The sequence below is a fragment of the Streptomyces sp. NPDC004732 genome, assembly GCF_040609235.1.
Classification (GTDB): domain Bacteria; phylum Actinomycetota; class Actinomycetes; order Streptomycetales; family Streptomycetaceae; genus Streptomyces.
The window spans coordinates 1-24,088 of the sequence record NZ_JBEXJR010000011.1 but is presented as its reverse complement, the minus strand read 5'-3'; the positions used below and the strand labels follow the sequence as shown (position 1 = coordinate 24,088).

At 70.6% G+C, this 24,088-nt stretch carries 20 protein-coding genes; 4 read left to right on the top strand and 16 right to left on the bottom strand.

All coding sequences use genetic code 11. The features are described 5' to 3' along the window. Positions 1–162 precede the first annotated feature (162 nt). The 16 genes from ABZV77_RS30605 to rsmH form a co-directional block, all read right to left on the bottom strand. Positions 163–1,293 carry a DivIVA domain-containing protein gene (locus tag ABZV77_RS30605; protein ID WP_356263704.1) on the bottom strand — a complete coding sequence of 377 codons (1,131 nt, stop codon included), beginning with the start codon at positions 1,291–1,293 and terminating at the stop codon, positions 163–165. Between the two features lie 55 nt (positions 1,294–1,348). After that, on the bottom strand, positions 1,349–1,633 hold the full coding sequence (locus ABZV77_RS30600; RefSeq protein WP_356263701.1) for a YggT family protein: 285 nt from the start codon (positions 1,631–1,633) through the stop codon (positions 1,349–1,351). A gap of 80 nt (positions 1,634–1,713) precedes the next feature. Beyond that, complete coding sequence (sepF, locus tag ABZV77_RS30595; protein ID WP_356263698.1) at positions 1,714–2,349, bottom strand: cell division protein SepF; 636 nt, start codon at positions 2,347–2,349, stop codon at positions 1,714–1,716. Positions 2,350–2,473: 124 nt separating this feature from the next. Further along, a complete protein-coding gene (locus tag ABZV77_RS30590; RefSeq protein ID WP_356263695.1) occupies positions 2,474–3,193 on the bottom strand; it encodes a YggS family pyridoxal phosphate-dependent enzyme in 720 nt (239 codons plus the stop codon). Positions 3,194–3,199: 6 nt separating this feature from the next. Then, a complete protein-coding gene (gene pgeF, locus ABZV77_RS30585) occupies positions 3,200–3,910 on the bottom strand; it encodes a peptidoglycan editing factor PgeF (protein WP_356263692.1) in 711 nt (236 codons plus the stop codon). Positions 3,911–3,927: 17 nt separating this feature from the next. Continuing rightward, on the bottom strand, positions 3,928–5,157 hold the full coding sequence (gene ftsZ / locus ABZV77_RS30580) for a cell division protein FtsZ (RefSeq protein WP_306333884.1): 1,230 nt from the start codon (positions 5,155–5,157) through the stop codon (positions 3,928–3,930). 275 nt (positions 5,158–5,432) lie between these two features. Further along, entirely contained in the window at positions 5,433–6,224 is a 792-nt protein-coding gene (locus ABZV77_RS30575) for an FtsQ-type POTRA domain-containing protein (protein ID WP_356263689.1), read from the bottom strand. A gap of 14 nt (positions 6,225–6,238) precedes the next feature. Next, positions 6,239–7,333, bottom strand: coding sequence for an undecaprenyldiphospho-muramoylpentapeptide beta-N-acetylglucosaminyltransferase (murG, locus tag ABZV77_RS30570; protein ID WP_356263686.1), 1,095 nt, complete (start codon positions 7,331–7,333; stop codon positions 6,239–6,241). A gap of 6 nt (positions 7,334–7,339) precedes the next feature. Continuing rightward, a complete protein-coding gene (gene ftsW / locus ABZV77_RS30565) occupies positions 7,340–8,650 on the bottom strand; it encodes a putative lipid II flippase FtsW (protein WP_356263683.1) in 1,311 nt (436 codons plus the stop codon). Positions 8,651–8,699: 49 nt separating this feature from the next. Further along, a complete protein-coding gene (murD, locus tag ABZV77_RS30560; RefSeq protein WP_356263680.1) occupies positions 8,700–10,124 on the bottom strand; it encodes a UDP-N-acetylmuramoyl-L-alanine--D-glutamate ligase in 1,425 nt (474 codons plus the stop codon). Further along, positions 10,121–11,191 carry a phospho-N-acetylmuramoyl-pentapeptide-transferase gene (gene mraY, locus ABZV77_RS30555; RefSeq protein ID WP_055565239.1) on the bottom strand — a complete coding sequence of 357 codons (1,071 nt, stop codon included), beginning with the start codon at positions 11,189–11,191 and terminating at the stop codon, positions 10,121–10,123. Before mraY ends, murD begins: the two co-directional genes overlap by 4 nt. Beyond that, positions 11,188–12,603 carry a UDP-N-acetylmuramoyl-tripeptide--D-alanyl-D-alanine ligase gene (gene murF / locus ABZV77_RS30550; protein WP_356263677.1) on the bottom strand — a complete coding sequence of 472 codons (1,416 nt, stop codon included), beginning with the start codon at positions 12,601–12,603 and terminating at the stop codon, positions 11,188–11,190. The genes mraY and murF overlap by 4 nt, the downstream gene beginning before the upstream one ends. A 4-nt stretch (positions 12,604–12,607) precedes the next feature. Continuing rightward, entirely contained in the window at positions 12,608–14,260 is a 1,653-nt protein-coding gene (locus tag ABZV77_RS30545) for a UDP-N-acetylmuramoyl-L-alanyl-D-glutamate--2,6-diaminopimelate ligase (RefSeq protein ID WP_356263674.1), read from the bottom strand. Between the two features lie 19 nt (positions 14,261–14,279). Next, positions 14,280–16,244 carry a penicillin-binding transpeptidase domain-containing protein gene (locus ABZV77_RS30540; protein WP_356263671.1) on the bottom strand — a complete coding sequence of 655 codons (1,965 nt, stop codon included), beginning with the start codon at positions 16,242–16,244 and terminating at the stop codon, positions 14,280–14,282. Between the two features lie 5 nt (positions 16,245–16,249). Then, positions 16,250–16,837: a septum formation initiator family protein gene (locus tag ABZV77_RS30535; RefSeq protein WP_356263668.1), complete on the bottom strand. Its 588-nt coding sequence runs from the start codon at positions 16,835–16,837 to the stop codon at positions 16,250–16,252. A gap of 47 nt (positions 16,838–16,884) precedes the next feature. After that, entirely contained in the window at positions 16,885–17,844 is a 960-nt protein-coding gene (gene rsmH, locus ABZV77_RS30530) for a 16S rRNA (cytosine(1402)-N(4))-methyltransferase RsmH (RefSeq protein ID WP_356263665.1), read from the bottom strand. 422 nt (positions 17,845–18,266) lie between these two features. On the opposite strand from rsmH, the gene ABZV77_RS30525 reads away from it, so the two are divergent. The 4 genes from ABZV77_RS30525 (at position 18,267) to ABZV77_RS30510 (ending at position 23,894) form a co-directional block, all read left to right on the top strand. Beyond that, on the top strand, positions 18,267–18,821 hold the full coding sequence (locus ABZV77_RS30525; protein WP_356263662.1) for a carbonic anhydrase: 555 nt from the start codon (positions 18,267–18,269) through the stop codon (positions 18,819–18,821). Between the two features lie 222 nt (positions 18,822–19,043). After that, entirely contained in the window at positions 19,044–20,066 is a 1,023-nt protein-coding gene (locus ABZV77_RS30520; RefSeq protein WP_356263659.1) for a MoxR family ATPase, read from the top strand. Next, a complete protein-coding gene (locus ABZV77_RS30515; RefSeq protein WP_356263656.1) occupies positions 20,066–21,433 on the top strand; it encodes a DUF58 domain-containing protein in 1,368 nt (455 codons plus the stop codon). The genes ABZV77_RS30520 and ABZV77_RS30515 overlap by 1 nt, the downstream gene beginning before the upstream one ends. A gap of 34 nt (positions 21,434–21,467) precedes the next feature. Next, the gene (locus ABZV77_RS30510; protein WP_356263653.1) at positions 21,468–23,894 is read left to right on the top strand and encodes a DUF3488 and transglutaminase-like domain-containing protein; all 2,427 of its coding nucleotides are present in this window, start codon (positions 21,468–21,470) and stop codon (positions 23,892–23,894) included. The last annotated feature ends 194 nt before the right edge of the window (positions 23,895–24,088 follow it).

The following is a 24,088-nucleotide window of genomic DNA, read 5'->3' as shown; positions in this document are numbered from 1 at the left end:
GGCGGGGCCGGGCCTTCGGCGTTGCGTACCCACGTACAGATGAACGTTTCTGCACGGCGGCGACGGCAGAAGGTGGCACATGACGGCAAAAGGGCCGGGCCCCCAGAAACTCTGGGGGCCCGGCCCTGAATGCTGCCGACGCCTACGGCGTGGTCATGCCCGTCAGTTGTCGTCCTCGTCGATGAGGAAGCCGCGCATCGGCGACGGAGCCTGCTGCATCGGGGCGGGGCCCTGCGGCCGCACCGGCGCCATCGGCTGCGTCATGGCGGGAGACATCTGCTGCTGGCCGCCATAGGACGGGCCGCCGGCGGGCTGGTTGTTGCCGCCCATCGACTGGTTGCCGCCGTAGGACGGGGCACCCGCACCGGCCGGAGCCATCGACGGCGCCGGGGACGGCGGCAGCGAGGCAGTGGCCGGAGTGCGCGGCGGAGCCAGCGAGTCGTCGGCCTGGGTCTCCAGCTGACGCAGCTGCGACTCCAGGTACGACTTCAGACGCGTGCGGTACTCGCGCTCGAAGCCGCGCAGGTCCTCGACCTTGCGCTCCAGCGTGGCGCGAGCGGACTCCAGGGAGCCCATCGCGACGCGGTGCTTCTCCTGCGCGTCCCGCTCCAGGGCGTCGGCCTTGGCACGGGCGTCACGCTCGAGACCCTCGGCGCGCGAACGGGCCTCGCCGACGATCTTGTTGGCCTCGGAACGGGCCTCCGCGATCGCCTGGTCGGCGGTCTGCTGCGCAAGGGAGAGCACACGGGCGGCGCTGTCGCCACCGGGGCCCTGACCGGGCTGCGGCATCTGCGGCGGGCCACCCATGGGGCCGCCCATCGGACCGCCCATGGAGCCGCCCATCGGACCCTGCCCCATCGGACCCTGACCCATCGGGCCGGGACCCTGCGGGCCGCCCTGCGGACCGTGTCCGCTGGGGCCTGCGGGCAGCTGCGGAGCGCCACCGGGCAACTGCGGCGGGCCACCCATGGGGCCGCCCATCTGCTGTTGCTGCTGCGGCGGGACCGGCTGCGGACCCGATATTGCGGCAGGCACGGGGGCGCCGGGACCTCGCTGGTCCTGGGGGCCGGGCCCGTCGGGGCCCTTGCGCATGCCGCCCTGCTGCTGGTTCTGTGCGGCGGCACGGGTGGCCGCGGCAAGCTTGGCGCGCAGGTCCTCGTTCTCACGGAGGAGTCGCGTCAGTTCGGCTTCGACCTCATCGAGGAAGGCATCGACCTCGTCCTCGTCATAGCCTTCTCGGAGGCGGACGGTCGTGAACTGCTTGTTCCGCACGTCCTCGGGGGTCAACGGCATCTCTTCACCTCAACGTAGTCGTCGGCATTCGGCAAGACCGTATTAGACATCTCGCTCACACCTGGCTCACGACGGTGATCAGGATGTAGACGATGATCATCAGTACGAAGAAGGACAGGTCGAGCGCCACGCCCCCGAGACGCAGCGGCGGAATGAACCGCCGCAGAAGCTTGAGCGGTGGATCAGTGACAGTGTAGGTGGCCTCCAGAACGACCACCATCGGCTTGCCGGGTTGCCATGAGCGGGCGAACTGGAAGACGTAGTCCATGACCAGCCGGAAGATCAGCACGATGAGGAAGCACATCAGCGCGATGTAAAGCACTTGCGTGACCACGCCCATGTTCGCGGTTCCCTCTCCCCTGTTACTTCGTGCTCGTTGTTCCGGTACTGCGTCTACGGCATCTGCTACATCACTGCGTCTCAGCTCTGGTTGAAGAACCCGCCCTCTGCGATGCGAGCCTTGTCCTCCGCCGTTACATCGACGTTAGCAGGCGACAACAGGAACACCTTCTGCGTCACTCGCTCAATGCTGCCATGCAGGCCGAAGACCAGACCGGCGGCAAAGTCGACAAGTCGCTTCGCATCCGTGTCGTCCATCTCCGTCAGATTCATGATCACCGGAGTGCCTTCACGGAAGTGTTCCCCGATGGTACGGGCCTCGTTGTAGGTCCGGGGGTGCAATGTGGTGATGCGGTAGGGCTCCCGCTCGGACACGACCTTGGGCATGATCACCGGTGCGTTCTTCTCCAGGCTCTGGCGTTCAGGTGTGATGGATGCCACGGGGGCGATTCGTGCCGGACGTCCCGATTCCGCGGCTAGCGAAGCGGAATGGGATGCCGGTTCACGCGGGGCAGGCGGCTGCACCACTCGCACCGATTCGTCCCTTTGTGACTGGTGGGACTGGTGCGACTGATGCGAGGGTTCGTGCCTCCTGCGGTCACGCTCGGGCTCCGGCTCGGGTTCGAACTCGTCATCGGGGTCGAACCCCGGACCGTCGTACCCATCGTCCTCCACGAGGCCGAGGTAGACCGCCATCTTGCGCATCGCGCCGGCCATGCTCTGAGTCCTCCGCTCTGTGGTGGATCGGCTGTCGTCACCAACTGCTCGCGATCCACGAGGTATCCCCGCCCAACAGCGAGAATGACCATATTTTCTGCTGTGGTCCGACTTCTTGGCGACGTTACCCGAGCCCGGGTCGGACTCCGAGTACCGCCGTTCCGACGCGCACATGTGTCGCTCCGGCCGCAACAGCCTGTTCGAGGTCCGCACTCATCCCTGCCGAGACCATGTTCGCAGCAGGATGAGCCGCGCGCATGAGGGTTGAGAATTCCATCAACCGCTCGAACGCCGCCTGTTGCCGACCCGCGTACGGACCGGTGAGCGGCGCGACGGTCATCAGACCATCGAGCCGCAGTCCCGGCGCCCCGGCCACGAGACCGGCCAACTCTTCGATTCCGCCCGGGCCCACGCCCCCGCGCTCGCCCCGGCCGTTCTCCTCGGCGTCGAGCGCGACCTGGATCAGGCAGCCGAGCTCGCGCTCCTCGCGCTCCGCGGCCGTCGAGAGAGCCGTGACGAGCTTGGGACGGTCCACGGACTGCACCACGTCGGCATAACCGACCACGGAACGGACCTTGTTGGTCTGCAGCTGACCCACGAAGTGCCAGCTGAGGGGGAGATCCGCGCAGTCGGCCGCCTTCGGGGCCGCGTCCTGGTCGCGGTTCTCCGCGACGTGCCGCACACCGAGTTCGGACAGGATCCGCACATCGCTCGCGGGATAGGTCTTCGTGACCACGATCAGGGTCACTTCCTCCCGCTTGCGCCCGGCCGCGGCGCAGGCCGCGGCGATGCGCTCCTCGACCTTCGCGAGGTTTGCGGCGAGTTGAGACTTTCGCTCCGTCATGCCCTATCAGTCCAGCCAGACATAGCCCGCGAGGCGACCGGTGGACCGGTCCCTGCGGTACGAGAAATGGTCACCGGACTCCAGGGTGCACACCGGCGACTGCTCCCGGTCGCACACCCCGAGCCGCTCCAGCTGGGCGTGCACTCCGGCGGTCACGTCGACCGCGGGCGTACCCCAGCTCGTTTCGGCGTACGCCGCGGGCTCGACGGCGGCGACATCGGCGCGCATCGCTTCCGGCACTTCGTAACAACGCCCGCAGACCGCGGGACCGGTGCGGGCGACGATGCGGCCGGGCTCGGCGCCGAGCCGCACCATGGCCTCGACAGCGGCGGGCACGACGCCCGCCACCATGCCGGGGCGGCCCGCGTGGGCCGCGGCGGCTACTCCCGCCACCGGATCGGCGAGCAGGACGGGGGTGCAGTCGGCGGTGAGGACCGCGAGGGCGAGGCCCCTGCGGGCCGTCACCACCGCGTCGACGGACGGGATCTCGGTGTCCGGGTCCCAGGGACCTTCGACCACCGCTACATCGCGGCCGTGCACCTGGTTCATCCAGACGACCCGGACCGGGTCGATGTCCAGGGACTTGGCGGCCAGCGTGCGGTTGGTGCGCACGGCCTCCGGGTCGTCACCGACCGCGCCGCCGAGGTTGAGCTCTTCGTACGGAACGGCGCTCACCCCGCCCCACCTGTCGGTGAAGGCGAAGTGCGCGCCGCTCACGTTGCTGTGCTTGCTTATCACTTCAAGAAGTCCGGCACGTCCAGCTCTTCTGCCTGGCTGTCCTGGTAGGGACGGGCCGGCGGAACCTGCGGCGGGGCCGAGGGCGCGGACGGTGCCTCGCTCGCCGGGGCCGCCTCTGCGGGCTCCGGGGTGGCGGGCTCGTCGCGCGGGGTGACGGAGCCGAGGCCACCGAAGGCCGGGCGGGACGATTCCGCGGGCCTGGCGGGCGTCGCGGGCTCCTCGCGCTTGGCCGAGCCGGACGATGCCGAGCCGAGGACGTTGTCCCGCTTGGACGGTGGCTGTCCGCCGTCGAAGCCCGCCGCGATGACGGTGACCCTGACCTCGTCGCCGAGTGCGTCGTCGATGACCGCACCGAAGATGATGTTCGCCTCGGGGTGTGCCGCCTCGCTGACCAGTTGGGCCGCTTCGTTGATCTCGAAGAGGCCGAGGTCCGAGCCACCGGAGATGGAGAGCAGCACACCGCGGGCGCCGTCGATGGACGCCTCCAGGAGCGGCGAGGAGATCGCCATCTCGGCGGCGGCCACCGCGCGGTCGTCGCCGCGGGCCGAGCCGATGCCCATGAGCGCCGAACCGGCCTCGGACATGACCGACTTGACGTCGGCGAAGTCGAGGTTGATCAGGCCGGGCGTGGTGATGAGGTCGGTGATGCCCTGGACACCGGAGAGCAGGACCTGGTCCGCCGACTTGAAGGCGTCGAGGACGGAGACCTGACGGTCCGAGATGGACAGGAGCCGGTCGTTGGGGATGACGATGAGGGTGTCGACCTCTTCGCGCAGCTCCGCGATGCCGTCCTCGGCCTGGTTGGCACGGCGGCGGCCTTCGAAGGTGAAGGGCCGGGTGACCACGCCGATGGTGAGGGCGCCGAGCGAGCGCGCGATGTTGGCGACGACGGGTGCGCCGCCGGTGCCGGTGCCGCCGCCTTCGCCGGCGGTGACGAAGACCATGTCGGCCCCCTTGAGGACCTCCTCGATCTCCTCGCGGTGGTCCTCTGCGGCCTTGCGGCCGACGGCCGGGTTGGCGCCGGCGCCGAGTCCGCGGGTGAGTTCACGGCCGACGTCGAGCTTGACGTCGGCGTCGCTCATCAACAGGGCTTGCGCGTCGGTGTTGATGGCGATGAACTCGACGCCCTTGAGACCGACCTCGATCATCCGGTTGATGGCATTGACACCACCGCCGCCGACACCGATGACTTTGATGACTGCGAGGTAGTTCTGCGGTGCTGCCACGTCGAAGGCCTCTCGCCTCGAGTTACGTGTCGCCGTTTCGCATCGATGCGATGCGGCGACTGATGCCGAATGGGACGGTCCGAACGCCGACCCGAACCCTAACGCTGAAGTTTAGGGTTACCAGTGTGTCTGTTCCTTGGACTCTTCCGAACAGGACACTAAGTCGACAAGTGGCGCACGTTCAACGAACACGCCGAACCTCCCGTTTTTCTTTTCACCCTATGTGATCAGCCATAGCGCTGCCGAACCAGGGTGCTGGCCTGCGACGATATGCGTCAACTCCCCGTTGATGCGGGGGCGGTGGGGACGCTCACGTCGAAGTGCCGTGCCTTGGGTACCGCTTTCATGAGCGCGGTGAGGGTAGTGGCCTTGGAACGCCCCTTCTCACCACTGCCCCAGTCGACGGTGCGCCCGCCGCGCAACTCAAGCGAGATGGAGTCGTACGAACGGACCTTGACGTTCCGGGTATCGCGGGCGACCGCTTCGGGCAGGTCACCGGCGACCCGGACCGCCTCGCGCAGCAGGCGGTCGGTGCCGAAACGGCGCAGACTGGCCGGTGCGCTCTCCCGGTCCACCCGCAATTCGAGCTTCGGCACTCCGCCGGGCGCGCGTCCGACCGTGGCGAATCGCACTCCCTTGGCGTCCACTTCGACGAACTTTCCGCCCTTCTCGATGAGCAGAACCGGCTTGCGTTCCGTCACTTTGAGTCCGATTGTGTGCGGCCACGAGCGGACGACATCAACCGAGTCAATTCGGGGCAATTTCGAGCGCAGCCGCTCTTCGAGCGCATCCGTATCGACCGAAATCAGTGGTGCCCCGACGGGTGCGTCGGCCGCCTTGCGGACTTCTTCGGGCGTCAGGACGCGGGTTCCCGACGTCTTCACGCGCTCCAGACGCAGCCACTGCGATCCGTAGAGCACCCAGACCGCCCCGGCGCCGAGCAGTACGACGAGCACCAGGACGATGATCAGAGTGCGTGAACGCGGCAGCCCGGGGCGGCGCATGCGCTGCGGGCGGGGCGGGCCGGACTTCTTCTGCTGCCGTTCGGCGGTGGTCGGTCCGGCCACGGTCCCCTGCCTTCTCACGCGTTGCGGCGTGACGCAATCGCCTCGTACACCATGCCGACGAGCAGCTCGTCGGCGTCCCTGCGGCCGAACTCCGAGGCCGCACGGGACATCTCGTACAGCCGGTGCGGGTCGGCGAGCACGGGCAGGACGTTGCCCTGGACCCACTCGGGCGTCAGTTCCGCGTCGTCGACCAGCAGTCCGCCGCCGGCCTTGACCACCGGCTGGGCGTTGAGCCGCTGTTCGCCGTTGCCGATCGGCAGCGGGACGTAGGCGGCGGGGAGCCCGACGGCGGAGAGTTCGGCCACGGTCATCGCGCCCGCGCGGCAGAGCATCATGTCCGCAGCGGCGTACGCGAGGTCCATCCGGTCCACGTACGGTACCGGGATGTACGGGGGCATTCCCGGCATCTGCTGCACATACGGCAATTCGTTCTTCGGGCCGACCGCGTGCAGGATCTGGATGCCCGCGCGCTGCAGCACGGGGGCGGCCTGCTGGACGACCTCGTTGAGCCGCCGTGCGCCCTGGGATCCACCGGACACCAGCAGCGTCGGCAGGTTGGGGTCGAGGCCGAAGGCGGCACGCGCCTCCGGACGGACCCGGGCCCGGTCCAGCGTGGCGATGGTGTGCCGCAACGGGATGCCGATGTAGCGGGAGTTGCGCAGCTTGCTGTCGGGGGTGGCGACGGCCACCCCGGAGGCGTACCGCGAACCGATCTTGTTGGCGAGGCCGGGGCGCGCATTGGCCTCGTGCACGACGATCGGCGTCCCGGTCCGCTTGGCCGCCAGATAGCCCGGCAGGGCCACATAGCCGCCGAAGCCGACGACGCAGTCCGCCTTGGTGCGCTCCAGGATCTGCTCGGCCGCCTTGATGGTGCCGCGCAGCCTTCCTGGGACGGTGATCAGTTCAGGGGTGGGCTTGCGCGGCAGCGGGACGGCCGGGATCAGCGCGAGTTCGTAGCCCCGCTCGGGTACGAGCCGGGTCTCGAGTCCACGCTCCGTGCCCAGGGCCGTGATGCCCACGGTCGGGTCCTGCCTCCGCAGGGCGTCCGCGAGGGCGAGCGCGGGCTCGATGTGGCCGGCGGTCCCCCCACCGGCGAGTACGACATGCACCGAAATTCACCGCTCTCCGGACGAACGCGCCTTGACGCGCCGTCGCATCGTGTTCCATCTCACCCGAGGTTGCCGCATGGCCAGGGCCGCCTTCGCCGCCGGGTCCGATCGCGCGAAGGCGATGAGGAGTCCGATGGCGAACATGGTCGGCAGCAGGGCCGAACCCCCGTAGGAGAACAGCGGGAGCGGGACACCGGCGATCGGCAGCAGACCGAGCACCGCACCGACATTGACCACGGCCTGCGCCGTGATCCAGGTGGTCACGCCTCCCGCGGCATACCTCACGAAGGGGTCCTCCGTGCGTCCGGCCACGCGGATACCCGCATAGCCTAGAGCCGCGAACAGAGCGAGCACCGACAGTGTCCCTGCCAGGCCGAGTTCCTCCCCGGTGATGGCGAAGATGAAGTCGGTGTGCGGTTCAGGCAGTTGACCCCATTTTTCCACACTCGCGCCGAGTCCAGAACCGAAGAATCCGCCGGAGGCCAGGGCGTAGATCCCGTGCACGGCCTGCCAGCACTGGTCGCCTGGTCCCGGATCCGTGGCGCCGATGCACCCGAGCCTGGCCATGCGGTTGGGGCTGGTCTTGATGAGAATCACACCGAGGAGCGCCGCGATGCTGAGCACCCCCGCGAAGAGCCGGGTGGGCGCTCCGGCCAGCCAGAGCAGTCCGAAGAGGATTGCGGTGAGGATGATCGCCGTGCCCATGTCGCCGCCGAGCATGATGAGTCCGAGCAGCATGAAGGCGACGGGGACGAGCGGCACCAGCATGTGTTTCCACTGGGTCAGGAGCCGCTTGTCGTGCTTGCGCGCGAGCAGGTCGGCGCCCCACAGGACCAGGGCGAGCTTGCCGAACTCGCTGGGCTGGAGTTGGAACGGGCCGCCCAGGTAGATCCAGTTCTGGTTGCCGTTGACGCTGCGCCCTATCCCCGGGATCTGCACGAGGGCCATCAGGAAGACGGTCACCGCGAGGATCGGGTAGGCGAGCGCCCGGTGCAGTTTGATCGGCATCCGCATGGCGACCAGGAGCAGGATCGTGCCGAGCACGGCCGCCACGAACTGCTTGCGGAAGAAGTAGGAGGCGGGCAGGTTCAGCTGCAGCGCCTGGATCATCGAGGCCGAGTAGACCATCACCAGGCCGAGCACGGTGATCAGCAGGCTGCTGCCGAAGATGAGGTAATACGCCGTGAGCGGCCTGTCCCAGGCCTTGCGTGCCCTGTTGTAGAGCCGCCTGGGCCCGCTCTCGCCCGGAGGGTGGGAGGCACCTCTGGCGCGTACCGGAGCCGGTCGTTTGGCGACCCGCACGGAAGACCTGGCCACGTTCCCCTCCCAAGGGTGTGCCCGGCGCCCCGCCGGGCGGAAAGCCCGGTCAGGCGCTCGTGGAGCCGAGCTCGCGGACGGCGTCCGCGAACGCTTCACCACGCTTGTTGTAGTTGGTGAACATGTCCATCGACGCACAGGCCGGAGCCATCAGCACGGTGTCCCCCGGCTGAGCCAGCTCCGCCGCCCGGCGTACCGCCTCGGACATCGCCCCAGTGTCGGTCCGGTCGAGGTCGACGACCGGGACCTCGGGCGCGTGTCGCGCAAGGGCTTCGCGGATCAGTTCACGGTCGGCGCCGATGAGGACGGCGCCGCGCAGCCGCTTCGCCGCGTTTCCGACGAGCTCGTCGAAGGTGGCGCCCTTGGCGAGCCCGCCCGCGATCCAGACGATCGACTCGTACGCGGCCAACGACGCCTCGGCGGCGTGGGTGTTGGTGGCCTTGGAGTCGTCGACGTACGCGACGCCCTCGACGTCGGCGACGTGCTCGATGCGGTGGGCGTCCGGGCGGAAGGCCCGCAGGCCGTCGCGGACGGCCGTCGCCGGTACGCCGAAGGCGCGGGCGAGGGCCGCCGCGGCCAGCGCGTTGGCGATGTTGTGCGGCGCGGGCGGCTGGACGTCGGAGACCTCGGCGAGCTCCTGGGCCTGCTTCTGGCGGTCCGGCACGAAGGCACGGTCGACCAGAATGCCGTCCACGACGCCCAGTTGCGAGGGCGCGGGCGCATTCAGCGTGAAACCGATGGCGCGGCAGCCCTCTTCGACGTCGGCCTCGCGGACCAGGTCCTCGGTCGCCGCGTCGGAGACGTTGTAGACGCAGGCGACCTGGTTGCCTTCGTAGATGCGGCCCTTGTCGGCGGCGTACGCCTCCATGGAGCCGTGCCAGTCGAGGTGGTCGGGCGCGAGGTTCAGGACGGCCGCGGAGTGGGCGCGCAGCGAGGGCGCCCAGTGCAGCTGGTACGAGGAGAGCTCGACGGCGAGCACGTCGTACGCGTCGTCGCCCGCCAGGATCACGTCCACGATCGGGGTGCCGATGTTGCCGACGGCCGCCGTGCGCAGACCGCCCGCCGTCAGGATCGAGGCGAGCATCTGGGTGGTCGTGGTCTTGCCGTTGGTGCCCGTGATGGCGAGCCAGGGTGCCGCGTCGGGGCCGCGCAGGCGCCAGGCGATCTCGACGTCGCCTACGACGTCCACCCCCGCGTCCGCGGCCGCCGCGAAGAGCGGCGAAGAGGGCTTCCAGCCGGGCGAGGTGACCACCAGGTCGGTGCCCCCGGGAAGCGTCTGAGCGTCCCCGAGCCGTACGGAGATGCCCTCGCCCTTGAGCGAGGCGGCACGCTCCTGGTGCGCCTCCGACGAGCCGCCGTCCACGACGGTCACCGTCGCGCCGAGGCCGGCCAGGGCGCGGGCGGCGCTGATGCCGCTCACGCCGAGACCGGCGACGGTGATGCTCTTGCCCTGCCATTCGGACCCAGTGGTCACTTTTCGGCTGCCCATCCCGCGTAGAAGAGACCGAGACCGACGATCACGCACATGCCCTGGATGATCCAGAAGCGGACCACCACAAGGACTTCGGACCACCCCTTGAGTTCGAAGTGGTGCTGCAGTGGTGCCATCCGGAAGACGCGCTTGCCGGTCAGCTTGAACGAGCCGACCTGGATGACGACCGACATGGTGATCATCACGAAGAGGCCGCCGAGGAGCGCGAGGAGCAGCTCCGTGCGGGAGCAGATCGCGAGTCCGGCGAGCGCGCCGCCGAGGGCGAGCGAGCCGGTGTCACCCATGAAGATCTTGGCGGGCGAGGTGTTCCACCACAGGAAGCCGAAGCAGGCACCCATGAGTGCGGAGGCGACCACCGCGAGGTCGAGCGGGTCTCTCACCTCGAAGCACGCCTGGGGGTTGGTCAGCGTGACCGCGTTGGCGCAGGACTCCTGGTACTGCCAGACACCGATGAAGGTGTAGGCGCCGAAGACCATCACGGAGGCGCCGGTGGCGAGGCCGTCCAGACCGTCGGTGAGGTTCACGCCGTTCGACATCGCGAGGATCATGAACAGCGCCCAGACCACGAACAGGACCGGGCCGATCGACCAGCCGAAGTCCGTGACGAACGACAGCTTGGTGGAGGCCGGGGTCTGGTTGCGGTTGTCCGGCCAGTTGAGCGCGAGCACGGCGAAACCGATGCCGACGATCAGCTGACCGGCCATCTTCGCCTTGGCGCGCAGACCGAGCGAGCGCTGCTTGACGATCTTGATGTAGTCGTCGAGGAATCCGACGAGGCCCATGCCCGCCATCAGGAAGAGCACCAGGAGGCCGGAGAGCGTCGTCTCCGTGCCGGTGATGACCTTCGTGAGGAAGTACGCGATGAGCGTGGCCAGGATGAAGGCGATGCCACCCATGGTCGGCGTACCGCGCTTGCTGTGGTGCTCGCGCGGGCCGTCGTCCCGGATGAACTGGCCGTAGCCCTTGCGGGCCAGGAGCTTGATCAGCAGCGGGGTACCGACCAGGGTCAGGAAGAGCCCGATCACACCCGCGAAGAGGATCTGCCTCATCGGCCGGAGACCTGCCCCTCAGAAGACACCGCGGCGTCGTCGAGAAGCGCCGTGGCGACCTTCTCGAGACCGACCGATCTGGACGCCTTCACCAGTACGACGTCTCCTGCGCGCAGCTCGCTGCGCAACAGGTCGATCGCCGCCTGTGCGTCGGACACGTGCACCGACTCCTCACCCCACGAACCCTCGTTGTATGCGCCCAGTTGGAGCCAGGACGCTTCCCTGCCCCCGACTGCCACGAGCTTGCTCACGTTGAGCCGGACGACCAGGCGTCCGACCGCGTCGTGCTCGGCGAGCCCCTCGTCCCCGAGCTCGGCCATGTGACCGAGCACCGCCCACGTACGGCGCCCCTTGCCCATGGCCACGAGCGCGCGCAGGGCGGCTCGCATGGACTCGGGGTTCGCGTTGTAGGCGTCGTTGACGATAGTCACGCCGTCCGGGCGCTCGGTGACCTCCATCCGCCAGCGGGACAGCGTGCCCGCCTCGGAGAGCGCGAGGGCGATCTCGTCCACGGACATGCCCAGCTCATGGGCGACGGCGGCCGCGGCAAGCGCGTTCGACACGTGGTGCTCACCGTACAGCCGCAAGGTCACGTCGCTGCACCCGGAGGGTGTGTGCAGCGTAAAAGCGGGCTGTCCGTTCTCTGTGAGCCGGACATTTTCCGCGCGGACGTCGGCGTCGTCGGACTCTCCGAAGAGGAGGACGCGCGCCTTCGTGCGGGAAGCCATGGCGCGGACGAGGGGGTCGTCGGCGTTGAGGATCGCGGCCCCGTCCGCGGGCAGCGACTCCACCAGCTCACCCTTCGCGACCGCGATCTGCTCGCGCCCGCCGAACTCGCCGATGTGGGCGGTGCCGACGTTCAGGACGAGGCCGATCTTCGGCGGGGTGAGTCCGGTGAGGTACTTGATATGGCCGATTCCGCGCGCCCCCATCTCCAGGACGAGGAAGCGCGTCTCGTCGGTGGCGCTCAGGGCGGTCAGCGGCAGGCCGATCTCGTTGTTGAGCGATCCCGGCGTGAAGACCGTCGGCGCCTTGCGCTGCAGCACCTGCGCGAGGAGGTCCTTGGAGCTGGTCTTGCCGACCGATCCGGTCAGCGCGACCAGCGTCGCGCCGAGCCGCTCCACGACGTGGCGTGCGAGGGCTCCGAGCGCGGCCTGCACATCGTCGACGACGATGGCGGGCACGCCGACGGGCCGCGACGCGAGCACGGCGACCGCGCCCGCGGCGACCACGTCGGCCGCGTAGTCGTGGCCGTCGACGCGCTCGCCGACGAAGGCGACGAAGAGGCTGCCGGGCTCCACCTCACGGGAGTCCCGGACGACGGATCCGGTGACCGATACGGCCGGATCCGGTATGTCGTACGTCTGCCCGCCGACGACGGTGGCGATCTCGGCGAGGGAGAGGGCGATCACAACTTCATCCCTGGGTTTGCTGGATAGCTTCGCGAAGCACCTGGCGGTCGTCGAAGGGACGCACCACCCCGGCGATGTCCTGTCCCTGCTCGTGGCCCTTGCCCGCGACCAGGACGGTGTCGCCCGGCCGGGCGCGGACGACGGCGGCGCGGATGGCGGCGGCCCGGTCCTCGAAGACGGCGACGTCGCCGCGCTCGTGGGCCGGCACGTCGGCGGCGCCGGCGAGCATCGTGGCGAGGATCGCGAGGGGGTCCTCGCCACGGGGGTTGTCGGAAGTCAGTACGGCGGTGTCGGCGAGGCGGGCCGCGGCCGCGCCCATCGGCATCCGCTTGGTCTTGTCCCGGTCGCCGCCGCAGCCGAGCACGATGTGCAGCTTGCCCTCGGTGACCTTGCGCAGGGCGCGCAGGACCGATTCGACGGCGTCCGTCTTGTGGGCGTAGTCGACGACGGCGAGGTAGGGCTGGCCCGCGTCGATGCGCTCCAGGCGGCCCGGCACGCCGGGCACCGCGCCGACGCCGTCGGCGGCCTGCTGCGGGTCGATGCCCGCGACGGCCAGCGAGACGATCGCGGCGAGCGTGTTGGCGACGTTGAAAGGACCCGCGAGCGGCGACTTGGCGGTGATCCGCTCACCCTTGGGGCCGACCGCGACGAACGTCGAGTCGAGCGGGCCGACCTCGACGTCCTCGGCGCGCCAGTCGGCGTCGGGGTGGCCCTCGGCGGAGAAGGTGGTGACGGGCACCTCCGACTCGGTGATGAGCCGACGCCCGTACTCGTCGTCGAAATTGACCACACCGAGTCGCGAGCGGTGCTTGGTGAACAGCTGCGCCTTGGCCTGGAAGTAGTCCTCCATGCCGGAGTGGAACTCCATGTGCTCCGGGCTGAGGTTGTTGAAGACGGCGACGTCGAAGACGCAGCCGTCCACCCGCCCGAGCACCAGCGCGTGGCTGGAGACCTCCATGGCGACCGCCTCGACGCCACGCTCGCGCATCACCGCGAACAGCGCCTGGAGATCGGTGGCTTCGGGGGTCGTCCGCTCCGACTTGATGCGCTCGTCGCCGATGCGCATCTCGACCGTGCCGATGAGCCCGGTCGAGCGCACGCCCTTGAGGCCGCCCTCGATCAGGTACGCGGTCGTGGTCTTCCCGGACGTGCCGGTGATGCCGATCTGCAGGAGGTCGCGGCCGGGGTGGCCGTAGACCGTCGCCGCCAGCTCGCCCATGCTGCCGCGCGGGTCGTCGACGACCATGACCGGCAGACCGGTGGCGGCGGCGCGCTCGGCGCCCGTCGGATCGGTGAGCACCGCGGCGGCGCCGAGGTCGGCGGCCTGCGCGACGAAATCGGCGCCGTGCATGCGGGCACCGGGCAACGCGGCGTAGATGTCGCCCGGGCGCACGGCGCGCGAGTCGTGCGTGATGCCCGTGATCTGCGCACTGCCCGGGGCGGCGACGCCCAGCTGGCCTGCGAGCTCGGTCAACGAGGTCGTGGAGACCCGGTCCGGCCGCGGCGGCCCCGGATATGTCACGGGAACGCCCTTCTGGGTGGTTTGGGACTGATCAGCGTGTGGCACGGCGGTGAGCGTACCGGGCGTACCCCTCTCGGAGCGAAGTGAGGGGCGTGCCGGGCGGCGGTTCCCCGGGTCGGGGGTGATCGTTGTCACGGGTGGTTCCTGGTCGGTCTCAGGGCTTGAAGGACACCGGCAGGCGGGCCGGGCCGCTTCCGGTGGGCGGGACTTGGAGCGTCTTGAGGGCGAACTCCATGACTTCCTTGTAGATGGGGCCGCAGATCTGGCCGCCGAAGTAGCTGCCCTTGGTGGCGTTCTGGATCGCGCAGTAGACCGTGACGCGCGGCTTGTCCGCGGGCGCGAAGCCGGCGAACGACGAGGTGTAGCCCTTGTAGCGGCCGGTCTCCGGATCGACCCGGTTGGCCGTACCCGTCTTGCCCGCGACGCGGTAGCCGGGGATGCGGGCCTTGGTGCCGGTGCCCTCTTCGTCGTCGACGACGGACTCCAGCATCTTCGCCACGGTCTTCGCGGTCCCGTCGCTCACGACCCGGCTCTTCTTCGGCTTGGCCGCGGGCGTGAAGCGGCCGTCCGGTCCCTTCGTGCCGCGCACCAGGGTGGGTTCGATGCGTACGCCCCCGTTGGCGATGGTCGAGTAGACCGATGCGGCCTGCATGGCGTTGATGGAGACGCCCTGGCCGAAGGGGATCGTGAACTGCTGCGAGGTGGACCACTTGTCGGGGCGCGCCAGGATGCCGGACGTCTCGCCGGGGAAGTCAAGGCCGGTCTCCTTGCCCAGGCCGAACTTGCGCAGGTACGAGTAGAGGACCTTGTTGGCCTCCTTCTGCGTCTTGCCCAGTTCGCCGGTGGCGAGGATCGTGCCGATGTTGGAGGACTTGGCGAGGACGCCGTTGAGCGTCAGGTGCCAGGTGGGGTGGTCGATGTCGTCCTGGAAGAGGCGGTCGCCGCGGTGCAGCCGGTTGGGCACCGTCACGCGCGTGCCGGGGGTGGCCACCTTCTCCTCCAGGACGGCGGCCATCGACATGATCTTGGCGGTGGAGCCGGGCTCGAAGGCGTCCTGGAGCGAGGCGTTGCCGAGGGCCGCGCCGTTGGCCTGCGAGAGGTCGTTCGGGTCGAAGCCGGGGGCATTGGCCATGGCCAGCACCTCGCCGGTCTGGGTGTCCTGCACTATCACGTAGCCGCGGTCCGCCTTGGACTTCTTGACCTGCTCGCTGATGGCGTTCTGCGCGGCCCACTGGATGTCGCGGTCGATGGTGAGCTCGACGTCGGAGCCGGGCACGGCGGGCGTCTCCGTGGAGCCCGCGGTCGGCACGCGGCGGCCGCCGGACTGGGCGTAACGGATCTTGCCGTCCTCGCCCGCCAGCTGCTTGTCGAGCTGCGCCTCCAGGCCGCCCGCCCCCTTGCCGTCGGAGTTGACCCAGCCCAGTATCCCGGCGCCGAGGCCGTCGTTCGGGTAGATCCGCTTGCTGCTCGGGTCGGCCAGCACACCGGCCAGCACGTTCGGGGCGGCCGGGTCCGTGCCCGCCCGCTCGGCGAGCGCGCCGCGCAGGTCCTTGATCTGCTTCCACACCTGGGGGGTCTGCCTGCGGGCGAGCAGGACGTACCGCGTGTCCGGGGTCTTGAGCTTCTTGGTGATCTCGGCGGTGTCCTTGCCGAGGATCGGGGCCAGGAGCGCGGCCGCCTGCTCGGGCCCGTCCTTGGTCTTCATCTCCTTCGGCGTGAACAGCGTGGGGTCCGCCGTGATGTCGTACGCGTCCACGCTGGCGGCCATCTCGACGCCGCCGCGGTCGGTGATGCGCCCGCGCTCGGCGGCCAGGGTGTGCGTGAAGTAGCGGTTCTTCTCCGCCTTGGCTGCGTACGCGCTCGCGTCGACGGCCTGCACCTGCAGCAGCCGTACGACGAAGGCGAGCATCACCAGCGTGAGGCCGAGGCTGACCATGCGCAGGCGCGGCCGCGGGCTGCCGAGGCGGATGGTGCGGGCCCTGCTCTTGCCCTTGGCCGCGGGGCGGCGGCTCGCGGGGCGGCCGCCCGGGGCCGGGCGGCGGGGTGCGCCGGGCCGTGCGGGGCGGACGGGCCTCGCGGGTCCTGGCACCCGGCGCCGCGGGGGTTCCCTGTCGGACACTTGCGTCACCTGCCGGAGGTCGTCGTGGGCCGGGGAGTCGTGGGGGCCGGGGCAGCGGGGGTTCCTGCGGGCTGCGCGGGCGGGGGTGTGGCGGCTGCCGTGGGGGCCGGGTCGGGGGCCGCGGGCGACGCCGGGGGCGTGGCCGGGGGCGTGGCCGGGACCGAGACGGTGGCGGCCGGGGACGCCACCTCCTGCGGGCGGGGCGCGGGGTAGGACAGCGACGAGGGGCGGGCCGCGGTGCCGGGCACGCCGTGCACGCTCCCGTCGGGGTCGAGGAAGGCCGGGTCGCCGCCGGGGACCATGCCGAGCTCCTGGGCGCGGCGCTGCAGGGCGTCGGGGGCGGCAAAGCCGTCGACCTCGCGCTGGAGCTCCTGCTCCTCCTCGGTGAGGTCCTTGGTCTGCTTCTTCAGCTCGCTCAGCTGGAAGGAGCCCTCGTTGAGGGAGGAGTTCAGGATGAGCAGCGTGATCAGGCCACCGCCGAGGAGCAGGACGACGAGGAGCACGAAGGGGGTGCGCGCGGCCTGGCTTGGGCCCTGTGGCAGCAGCCGCGCGAGGCGGGCGGCCCTCCCCCGCAGCTCGGGCTTCTTGCTCATGGAGCCTCCTCGCGGCCTGTGATCAGGGGTTCTGCGTGGGGCAGCGGCTATCCGACGTCCTCGCGGATGCGCTGCGCGCCCCGCAGCCGGGCAGGTGCCGCCCTGCGGTTCTCGGCGACCTCTTCCTCGGTGGGGAGTTCGGCACCTCGGGTCAGAAGCTTGAGCCGCGGCTGGTAGCGCTCGGGGACGACGGGCAGGCCGGGCGGCGCGGTCGTGGTGGCACCGGCCGCGAGCACCTGCTTGACGAGGCGGTCCTCCAGCGACTGGTAGGAGAGGACGGCGATCCTGCCGCCGACGGCGAGCGCCTTCACGGCCGCCGGAACGGCCCGCTCCAGGACGCTCAGTTCACCGTTGACCTCGATGCGCAGGGCCTGGAAGGTGCGCTTGGCGGGGTTGCCGCCGGTGCGCTTGGCGGCCTGCGGCAGGGAGTCGCGGATGAGCTCGACGAGCCGGGCGCTGTTGCTGAACGGCTCCTTCTCGCGCTCGCGCACGACGGCGCTGACGATGCGCTTGGCCTGCTTCTCCTCGCCGTACGCCCGCAGGATCCGCACCAGTTCGCCCGGTGCGTAGGTGTTGAGGACCTCGGCCGCGCTGACGCCGGTCGTCTGGTCCATGCGCATGTCGAGGGGCGCGTCCTGGGCGTACGCGAAGCCGCGGTCCGCCTCGTCGAGCTGCATGGAGGAGACGCCGAGGTCGAAGAGGACGCCCTGGACGCGCGGGATGCCGAGGCGGTCGAGTACGTCGGGGAGCTCGTCGTAGACCGCGTGCACCAGGGTGGCCCGGTCGCCGTAGGGGGCGAGCCGCTCGCCGGACAGGCGCAGCGCTTCCTTGTCGCGGTCCAGGGCGACGAGGCGGGCCGCGGGGAAGGTGGCGAGGAGTGCCTCGCTGTGGCCGCCGAGGCCCAGGGTGCAGTCGACGACGACGGCGCCCGGCTCGGCGAGCGCGGGGGCCAGCATGTCCAGGCACCGCTGGAGCATCACCGGGACGTGTCGGCTGTTGTCGCTCAAGGGGCCCTCTCAGGTCCGGCGCGGCGTGCGTACGCACCGCCGGGTCCCCACCCGCTCCGTGAAGGGGAATGGACCGCTGGCGCCGGGGAAGTGGCGTCAGCCGACCGGGAGCGGGAGGAGGCCGAGCCGTACGTACGCGCCGCGCACGTGGGGGGATTCAGGGAATCCCCGGGATGTGCGGTCCAGCAGGGAGCAGGTCGCGTCTCCCGCTTCGCGTCACTTTAGTCCACCGTGTCTCCCGGTCAATCAACCGGCCTGCGCGTCGCGGAAGGGTCCCGGACGGGGGTGCGCAACCGGCCCCGTCACCCGTTCGGCGGCATCCGCGGGGCCCCTTGTGGGTTAGCTCACAACAAGAGTCTTTGACGTTCTTTGTCCCTCCTCACAGCGGGCCCGGACGATCAGCGCGCACTAACGTCATAGCCATGTCGACTTCCGCAGCCTCCTCGGACCGCACCCCCGAGACGACCGGCGCCATATCCGTCGGAACGGTCACCGAACGCCTCGTCGAAGCCAACGGGAAGTACGCCTCCCGCTTCACCGACCCCGGGATGGACGCCCGCCCCGTCCTCCAGGTCGCCGTCGTCGCGTGCATGGACGCCCGCCTCGACCTGCACGGCGCGCTCGGCCTCGAGCTGGGCGACTGCCACACCATCCGCAACGCGGGCGGTGTGGTCACCGATGACGTCATCCGCTCCCTGACCATCAGCCAGCGCGCGCTCGGCACCCGCAGCGTCGTGCTGATCCACCACACCACCTGCGGCCTGGAGTCCCTCACCGAGGAATTCCGGCACGACCTGGAGATGGAGGTCGGCCAGCGTCCCTCGTGGGCGGTGGAGGCCTTCCGCGACGTCGACCAGGACGTACGGCAGTCGATGGAGCGCGTGCGGACCTCGCCGTTCCTGCTGCACACCGATGACGTCCGCGGATTCGTGTTCGACGTGAAGACCGGTCTGCTGCGGGAGATCGACCCTGCGTGACCGACAAAGGATCGCAAGAAGCCACAAATCGCCGCCAGTTATCCACAGGCGAGTGACACGACCCGGTATGCCCAACAACAATGCGGGGGTGGCATCACGCAGAACCATTCATGCGTGGTGCCGGTGAATTCTGGGTGGACCGGGTCTGCGCGTGAGCGTCGGCCCGGAAATGGGGTATCCCCTGCTCCTCGCGAGCGTTGGGGAAGGGCCGAGGAGGGCCGGGTGACGACCTATGACGATCGAGCGAGCCTCACAGATCTGACCACGACCGCGGAGCGTGTCCGCAGGTCGGTGGAGGGTGTGATCGAGGGCAAGCCAGAGGTCGTACGGCTTTCGCTGACTGTGCTCCTGGCCGAGGGGCACCTGCTCATCGAGGATGTGCCGGGCGTGGGCAAGACCATGCTCGCCAAGGCACTTGCGCGGTCCATCGACTGCTCCGTGCGGCGGATCCAGTTCACACCGGATCTGCTGCCGTCGGACATCACCGGCGTGTCCATCTTCGATCAGCAGCGCAGGGACTTCGAGTTCAAGCCGGGCGCGATCTTCGCGCAGATCGTGATCGGCGACGAGATCAACCGTGCGTCTCCGAAGACACAGTCCGCGCTGCTCGAGTCGATGGAGGAGCGCCAGGTCACCATCGACGGACAGACGTACGAACTGCCGAGTCCCTTCATGGTGGTGGCCACGCAGAACCCCGTCGAGATGGAGGGGACCTATCCCCTGCCCGAGGCGCAGCGCGACCGTTTCATGGCGCGCGTCTCGATCGGCTATCCGGGGCCGGAGGCGGAGCTGCAGATGCTCGACATCCACGGCGGCGCCTCACCCCTCGACGACCTCCAGCCGGTGGCGCACGCGCACGAGATCGTGAAGCTCATCGACGCCGTGCGCACGGTCCACGTGGCCGAGCCCGTGCGGAGGTATGCGGTGGACCTGGTCGCCGCGACCCGCAACCACCCGGACCTCAGACTCGGGGCCTCCCCGCGCGCGACGCTGCACCTGCTGCGCGCCGCCAAGGCCTCCGCCGCGCTCAGCGGCCGTGAGTTCGCCCTGCCGGACGACGTGCAGGCCTTGGCCGTCGCGGTCCTGGCGCACCGGCTGCTGCCCACGGCACAGGCCCAGTTGAACCGGCGCACGGCCGAATCCGTCGTCCTTGAGATCCTGCAGCACACCCCGGTGCCCGCCGCCGTGCAGCCGGGCTCCGGCGCCTACTTCAGCCAGCAGCCGCCCGGCGCCCGGAGGCTTTGATGACGGCCGGGGGAAGGCCGGCGGACCCCGCCGAAACCGAGAAGGGCGGGGTGCGCACGGCCCTCGCGGGCCTGACCACCCGCGGACGTTCCTTCCTCGCGGCCGGTATCGCCGCCGCCATCTGCGCCTATGTCCTGGGCCAGAGCGACCTGCTGCGCGTCGGGCTGCTGCTCGCCGTGCTGCCCCTGGTGTGCGCCACCGTCCTGTTCCGCACCCGGTACCGCGTCGCGGGCAGCCGCAGGCTCTCCCCCGGGCGCGTGCCCGCCGGTTCGGAGGCCCGCGTCCACCTGCGGATGGACAACGTCTCGCGGCTGCCCACCGGGCTGCTGATGCTCCAGGACCGGGTGCCGTACGTGCTCGGCCCGCGCCCCCGGTTCGTGCTGGACCGCGTGGAGGCGGGCGGGCGGCGCGAGGTGTCCTACCGCGTCCGCTCCGACCTGCGCGGCCGCTATCCGCTGGGACCGCTGCAGCTGCGCCTGACCGACCCGTTCGGGATGTGCGAGCTGACGCGTTCCTTCTCGACGTACGACACCCTGACGGTCATCCCGCGCGTGGAGGCACTGCCCGCGGTGCGGCTGACCGGCGAGGCGAAGGGGTACGGCGACGGACGGAACCGCTCGCTGGCCCTGGCCGGTGAGGACGACGTCATCCCGCGCGGGTACCGCCACGGCGACGACCTGCGCCGGGTGCACTGGCGCTCCACCGCGCGCTACGGCGAGCTGATGGTGCGCCGCGAGGAACAGCCGCAGCGCGCCCGCTGCACGGTGCTCCTGGACACCCGGGGCGCGGGCTTCCGGGGCGCGGGCCCGGACTCGGCCTTCGAGTGGGCGGTGTCGGGCACGGCGTCCACGCTGGTCCACATGCTCGAACGGGGCTTCTCGGTGCGCCTCCTGACCGACACGGGCGCCTCGGTGCCGGGCGAGGGCTCGGACGGCTTCGCGGGTGCAAGCCAGGAGTCGGCGGACGCGGCCGGACTGATGATGGACACGCTCGCGGTGGTCGACCACTCGGACGGAGCCGGGCTCTCCCGGGCCTACGACGTGCTGCGCGGCGGGAACGAGGGCCTGCTCATCGCCTTCCTGGGCGACCTGGCGGAGGATCAGGCCGCGGTGGTCGCCAAGATGCGTCGGCGCAGCGGCGCCGCAGTCGCCTTCGTGCTGGACAGCACGGCCTGGGCGCAGGGCCAGGGCGCCCTGCCGTCCGGAGCCGGTGACGCACGCGTACAGATGCTCCGCGAGGCGGGCTGGACGGCTCTGGTGGTACCGCCGGGGGCGGGCTTCGCGGACCTGTGGCGGCAGGCGGACCACGCCCGTACGAGCGCGGGCCCGGCGCCCGTGGCGGGCACGACGACCGGGGGATGGGCATGAACGGCCGGGGCCGTACGAACGCGGGGGGACCTTCATGAGCGGACGCGCGCGGCTCGCGGTGTGCGCCACGACGGCCACGCTGATGGCGTCGGGCTCGCTGCTGCCGCTCGTCGATCCGGCGACGTGGTTCCTGCAGGCGATCGTCCTGCTCGTGCTGCAGAGCGGGGTGGGCGCGCTGGCCAGGCGGGTGCCGCTGGCCAGGCCGCTCACGGTGGCGGTGCAGGCGCTGTTTTCGCTGTTCCTGCTGACGCTGGTGTTCGCCCGCGAACAGGCCCTCGCGGGGATCGTGCCGGGACCCGATGTGTTCCACCGGTTCGGCGTGCTCCTGGAGGCGGGCGGCAACGACGTCAGTCAGTACATGATCCCCGCGCCGCTCAGCGACGGCATCAGGCTGATGCTGGTCGGCGGCGTGCTGGTGATCGGCCTGGCGGTGGACGCGCTCGCGGTCACCTTCCGCACGGCGGCCCCCGCGGGGCTTCCGCTGCTCGCCCTGTACTCGGTCGCGGCGGGGCTCTCCGACGGCGGCGCCGGATGGCTGTGGTTCCTGCTGGCCGCCGCCGGATATCTGCTGCTGCTCCTGGCCGAGGGCAGGGACCGGCTCTCGCAGTGGGGCCGGGTCTTCGGTGGCGCGGCGCGCGCGCCGGGCCGGGTCACCGGCGGCCTGGAGAGCGACAGCGGGGCGCTCGCCCCGGTCCGCACGGGACGGCGCATCGGGGCCGTCGCCCTGGGCATCGCCCTGGTGGTGCCGCTCGCGCTGCCCGCCCTGGACGGCGGTCTGCTGGACGGCTCCGGCGGTGCCGGCGGTGACGGCTCGGGCGGCGGCGGGACGATCTCGGCCGTGAATCCGCTGGTGGCGCTCCAGGACAGCCTGAACCAACCAGAGGACCGCGAGGTCCTCTCGTACCGCACGAACGCCGAGGCGACCGACGAGCTGTATCTGCGGATCGTCTCGCTCGACCAGTTCGACGGCACCACGTGGAAGACCACGGTCCGGCGCATCCAGGACGTGCCGTCACCGCTGCCGACCCCGCAGGGTCTGCGCCCCGACGTCCGCAGGACCGAGATCCAGACGAACCTCGCGGCCGCCGACAGCTATGCGCAGAACTGGCTGCCGATGCCGTTCCCCGCCAGCCAGGTGAAGATCGACGGCCGCTGGCGGTACGAGCCGGTGGGCCGCGCCCTCGTCGGTGACCGGGGCCAGACCACGCGGGGCTCGCAGTACCAGGTCAAGAGCCTGGTCGTGGAGCCCACGGCCGAGCAGCTCGCGGCCGCGCCGGCGCCGCCCGACGATCTGCGGCGCGAATTCACCAAGGTGCCGGACTCGCTGCCCGGGATGGTCGCGGACCGGGCCCGCCAGGTCACCAAGGGCGCCGCGAATCCGTACGAGCAGGCGGTCAAGCTCCAGGACTACTTCGCGTCGGACGGCGGGTTCACGTACAACACCCAGGTGCGGGCGGGCAGTGGTCCCTCCGCGATCGAGCGGTTCCTGAAGCAGAAGGAAGGGTTCTGCGTCCACTTCTCCTTCGCCATGGCCTCCATGGCGCGGACGCTGGGGATCCCGGCCCGGGTCGCGGTGGGCTTCACGCCGGGCACCGTTCAGGGGGACGGTTCGATGTCGGTCGGGCTGCGGGACGCGCACGCCTGGCCCGAGCTGTACTTCGAGGGCGTGGGCTGGACCCGTTTCGAGCCGACGCCGAGCCGTGGCACGGTGCCGGACTACACCCGCTCGGACGTCCCGTCCGGGAACACGGACGACCCGGACGCGCCGGAGCCTTCCGCCTCCTCCGAGCCCTCCACGGCGCCCTCCGCCTCGGACACCTGCCCGCCCGACGTGAAGAAGCAGGGCGGCTGCGCGAGCGCCGCACCTGCGGTGGCGGCAGGTTCGGGCGGCGACGGGCCGCCCATCGGGATGATCGTGGGCATCGCTCTGGCGGCGCTGCTCGTCCTCGCCGTGCCGTTGCTGCCCTTCCTGTGGCGGACCCGGGTCCGGGCCGTGCGCCTGGGCTCCGGCGGCCGGGACCCGGCGGACGCGGCGGCGCGGACGCTGGCGGCCTGGCTGGAAGTGACCGACACGGCCTGGGACCACGGCATTGCGCCGGACGAGTCACAGACCCCGCGGAAGGCCGCCGCCCGGATCGTCCGCGTGGGGCAGCTGACGACCGGTCCCGCGGAGGCCGTCCACCGGGTGGCTGCCGCGGTGGAGCAGGTGCTGTACGCGCCGCACCCGCAGCCCACGGCGGGGCTGGCCGAGGACGTCCGGCGGGTGCAGGACGGGCTGAATGCCCCGGTGGGCCGGGTGACACGGCTGCGGGTGATGCTCGCGCCGCGTTCGGCCGCGCGGGTGGTGTGGGCGGTCTCGGACCGGTGGACAGCGTTCGGGGCACGCTGGCGCGAGCGGGCCGCGAAGCGGTGGTCGGTGCTCGCACGGAAGCTGCCGCGGCGGGCCGGTCAGGAGAGCTGAGGAGGCCGCGGGCTCCGGCCCGCGGCCCCGCGCATACAGCTGTGACCTGCACAGACAGCGGTGAGGGTGCGACCTGCGCAGACAGCTGTGAGGGGTGGGGGCCCCCGGGGGGGGCCCCCCCACCCAAAAAAAATAAAGAGGAAGGGGGAGGCGGGGGTGGGGGTAGTGGGTTGTGGGTGTGGGGTGATGAGGTA

Coding starts and splice junctions, on each gene's coding strand:
- sepF (WP_356263698.1), bottom strand. CDS start 2,349: ATGGCCGGCGCGATGCGCAAGATGGCGGTCTACCTCGGCCTCGTGGAG.
- ABZV77_RS30510 (WP_356263653.1), top strand. CDS start 21,468: ATGAGCGGACGCGCGCGGCTCGCGGTGTGCGCCACGACGGCCACGCTG.
- ABZV77_RS30605 (WP_356263704.1), bottom strand. CDS start 1,293: ATGCCGTTGACCCCCGAGGACGTGCGGAACAAGCAGTTCACGACCGTC.
- mraY (WP_055565239.1), bottom strand. CDS start 11,191: ATGAGGCAGATCCTCTTCGCGGGTGTGATCGGGCTCTTCCTGACCCTG.
- ABZV77_RS30525 (WP_356263662.1), top strand. CDS start 18,267: ATGTCGACTTCCGCAGCCTCCTCGGACCGCACCCCCGAGACGACCGGC.
- ABZV77_RS30535 (WP_356263668.1), bottom strand. CDS start 16,837: ATGAGCAAGAAGCCCGAGCTGCGGGGGAGGGCCGCCCGCCTCGCGCGG.
- ABZV77_RS30590 (WP_356263695.1), bottom strand. CDS start 3,193: ATGACGGAGCGAAAGTCTCAACTCGCCGCAAACCTCGCGAAGGTCGAG.
- ABZV77_RS30600 (WP_356263701.1), bottom strand. CDS start 1,633: ATGGGCGTGGTCACGCAAGTGCTTTACATCGCGCTGATGTGCTTCCTC.
- ABZV77_RS30515 (WP_356263656.1), top strand. CDS start 20,066: ATGACGGCCGGGGGAAGGCCGGCGGACCCCGCCGAAACCGAGAAGGGC.